The organism is Enhygromyxa salina (genome assembly GCF_000737335.2).
Taxonomy (GTDB): Bacteria; Myxococcota_A; Polyangia; order Nannocystales; family Nannocystaceae; genus Plesiocystis; species Plesiocystis salina_C.
This window is the reverse complement of record NZ_JMCC02000233.1, coordinates 1-3,370: the sequence shown is the minus strand read 5'-3', so window position 1 is coordinate 3,370 and position 3,370 is coordinate 1. Positions and strand designations below refer to the sequence as shown.

The 3,370-nt window shown below is 73.1% G+C and carries 1 protein-coding gene; it reads left to right on the top strand.

What is annotated here, in order from left to right; translation table 11 throughout:
* A partial coding sequence (locus tag DB30_RS40425) for an SDR family NAD(P)-dependent oxidoreductase (RefSeq protein ID WP_146662906.1) occupies positions 1–3,370 on the top strand: 3,370 nt, incomplete at both ends.

Below are 3,370 nucleotides of genomic sequence, written 5' to 3'. Positions count from 1 at the left end.
CCGATCTGATCACGCATCTCGAGCCGGCTGACGATGCGATCGATCATGCCGTGCTGCTGGTCGGGCGCAGCGCGTACGAGCGCCGCGCGGCGTTCGTGGCCACGAGCCTCGACGACGCGATCGCGGTGCTCGAGGCCTTCGCCGCCACGGGCAGCGATCCGCGCGTGGTCGTGGGTCATGCGGCGCGGGTCCGGACAGAGCTGAGCGTCGCCCAGCGAGACGCGCTCGACCGGGCGCTCGCGCAGCGTGAGCTTCACTCCGTGGCCAAGCTGTGGGTCGCAGGCGCCGCGCTCGAGTGGGCGCAGGTTGGACCCGCCAGCGCCCGGCGCATCGAGCTGCCGAGCTATCGGTTCGAGCGCGAGCGCTGCTGGATCCCGTCGCTGCCGGAGCCGGCGAGCCGGGAGTCGGCGAGCCGGGCGTCGGCGAGCCAGGCGGTCGTCGAGCGCGAGCCGGTCGAGCTCTCGGCCGCCGAGCGACCTCGCTTTTATCGCCCGACCTGGCGCCGCGCCGAGCATTCGCGGGGCCTCGGTTGGGCCGCGACCCGTCCCGCTCGCGTGGTCGCGCTCGTCAGCGCCGCGTCGGCCTGGCTGGCTGACGCGATCGCGGCCCGGCTCGCCCCCGGCCAGCTCGAGATCATCGATCTCGACGCGCAGCCGCGGGAGGCCTGGCTGGCGCGAAGCGTCGCGGCAGACCTCGTGCTTCACCTCGGGGGCGCGAGCCTGGCCCTCGACGGCCTCGGCAGCGCCGAGCAGCTCGCGGCCGATCAGCGCCGGGGCCCCCTCGCGCTGTTCGAGCTGCTGCGCAGCGAGGGCTGCGAGCGGGTGATCGTCGTGACCAGCGACGCCTTCGCCGTGGCGGGCGGCGCCGTGCACAACCCCCTCGCCGCGGGCATGTACGGGCTCCTGCAGGTCGCGCCGAAAGAGCGCGCGCAGCTGCGCGTCGCCGGCCTCGACTTCGCCGGAGCCGAGACCGCGACGGCGATCGAGCGCCACGCTCTCGTCGACGAGATCCTCGCCCTCCCGCTCGACGGCTCGAGCCCCTGCGTCGCGCTGCGCGAGGGCGTTCGCTACGAGCGGCAGCTCGGGGCGATCGAGCTGCCCGCAGGCGGCCCGGTCTACCGTGAGCGCGGCGTCTACCTGATCGTCGGCGGGACCGGCGGCATCGCGCGCGAGCTCAGCCTCGCGCTCGCGGCCCGCCACCAGGCCCGGCTGCTGTGGTTGAGCCGCGGTCCGATGCAGGCCGAGCACGAGGCGACGGCGGCGAAGATCCGCGAGTACGGCGGCGAGCTCGTCCATGTCCGCGGGGACGCCTGCTCGGAGGCGGACCTGCGCGCAGCGATCGCCACGGCGCGCGCGCGCTTTGGCGGGCTGCACGGCGCCATCCATGCCGCGATGGTGTTCGACAACCACGCCCTGGCCGCGCTCGACACGGCCAGCTTCGTGGCCGCGACGCGGGTGAAGATCGACGGCGTCGGGGCGCTCGCCCGTGCGCTCGCGGGCGAGCCCCTCGACTTCCTCGCGCTGTTCTCGTCGGCGGGCTCGTTCGGGAGCTTCGCTGGCAACGGCGCCTACATCTGTGCGTCGACCACGGAGGACGCCTACGGCCAGCTGCTTCGCGCGCGCCTTGGGGTGCCCGTGACCGTGATCAACCAGGGCTACTGGGGGCAGGTTGGATCGGGGACCCAGCCGGGCCTGGCGGAGATCTTCGCGGGCCTCGGCATCGAGGCCTTCAGCGCTGCCGCGGGCGTCGAGGCCGTGGGCCAGATCCTCGCCAGCGGCCTCGCGCAGGTCATGCCGATCCGCGCCTCGAGGCGGGCGCTCGAGGCCATGGGTTACACGCCCCAGGCGGACGCTCGGCTGCTCGCCGCTGACGCAGGGCCCTCGCTCGCGGCCGCGCGGGATCGCCTGCTCGCCGACGGTGCCCCCGACCTCGCGGCCGCCGACGTGCTCGCTGGCTACGATGAGATCGAGGCGGTCTCGGTCCGGCTGCTGCTCGATGCCTACCGGCGCATGGGTGTGTTCCACCGGCCCGGTGAGCGCCACGAGGGCGCGGGCCTGCGCGCCAGGCTTGGGATCGTCGCCAAGTTCGATCGGCTGCACGAGGCCCTGATCAACATCCTCGTCGATGCCAGCTTGCTCGAGCGTCGCGGGCGGGAGCTGTGGACGACCGCGGCCGTCGCCGAGGTCGAGATCGAGGGCCTGTGGGCCTGGGCCGAGGCCGCGCTCGATGAGCTCGCGCGTCGCTACCCGAGCATCGAGGCGACGATCACCCTCAACCGCCTGTTCCTCGCCGACTACCCGAGGATCCTCCGCGCCGAGATCGGGGCCACGCAGATCATGTTCCCGGGGACCTCGATGAAGCTGGTCCAGAACTTCTACAAGGGCAACCCGCTGACCGACTCCTTCAATCGGCTCGTGCGCGAGAGCGTCCGCTGCTTCGTCGAGCAGCGGGGCCAGGCGGGGGTCGAGGTCATCGAGCTCGGCGCCGGGACTGGCGCGACGAGCGAGTGGGTCCTGGCCACGCTCGCCGAGTGCGGGGCCGGGGCGCGCTACGTGTTCACCGACATCTCGCCGCGCTTCGTCGAGTTTGGTCGCGAGCGCTTCGCCGCCGACTACCCGTTCGCGCGCTTCGAGACCCTCAACCTCGATCGGGACCTGGACAGCCAGGGCTTCGAGGCTGGCGTGGCCGATCTGGTCCTGGCGACCAACGTCGTCCACGCGACCCGCAACCTCCGGGCGACCCTGCGCAAGGCCAAGGCGCTGCTGCGCCCAGGCGGCTGGCTGGTGCTCAATGAGCTGACGATGGTCCGGCCGCTCCTGACCCTTGGGGGCGGCGTGCTCGAGGGCTGGTGGGCCTTCGACGACGGCCAGCTGCGCCTGCCCGACTCGCCGCTCGCGTCGCCCGCGGCCTGGTCCTTGCTCTTGCGCGAGGAGGGCTACCGCGAGGTCGTCGAGCTCGGCGATGCCGGGTCCGAGCTCGGCCAGCGCGTGTTGATCGCCCAGAGCGATGGGGTGATCCAGTCGGCGGCGGCGGCAGCAGTGGTGGTCGAGGCGACGCCGGAGCCCGCGGCGCGAGTCGCCGCCTCGACGGGCCCGAGCCTCGAGCAGCGCTTGCGCGAGCTCGTCGAGGGCGTGCTGCAGCTCAACATCCAGATCGAGCCCGATCGCCCGCTCGCCGACTACGGCTTCGACTCGCTCAGCGGCATGAAGATCGTCGCGGCCGTCGACGACGCCTTCGGGGTCAACGTTCCCCTCGCTGACTTCTTCGACCACCCGACCTTGCGCGAGCTCGCCGCCCACCTCGGCCAGCACTGGCTGGCCGAGGCCAGCGAGTCGTCTGCTCCGGCCGCTCGGGTCTCGGGCCTCGGAGC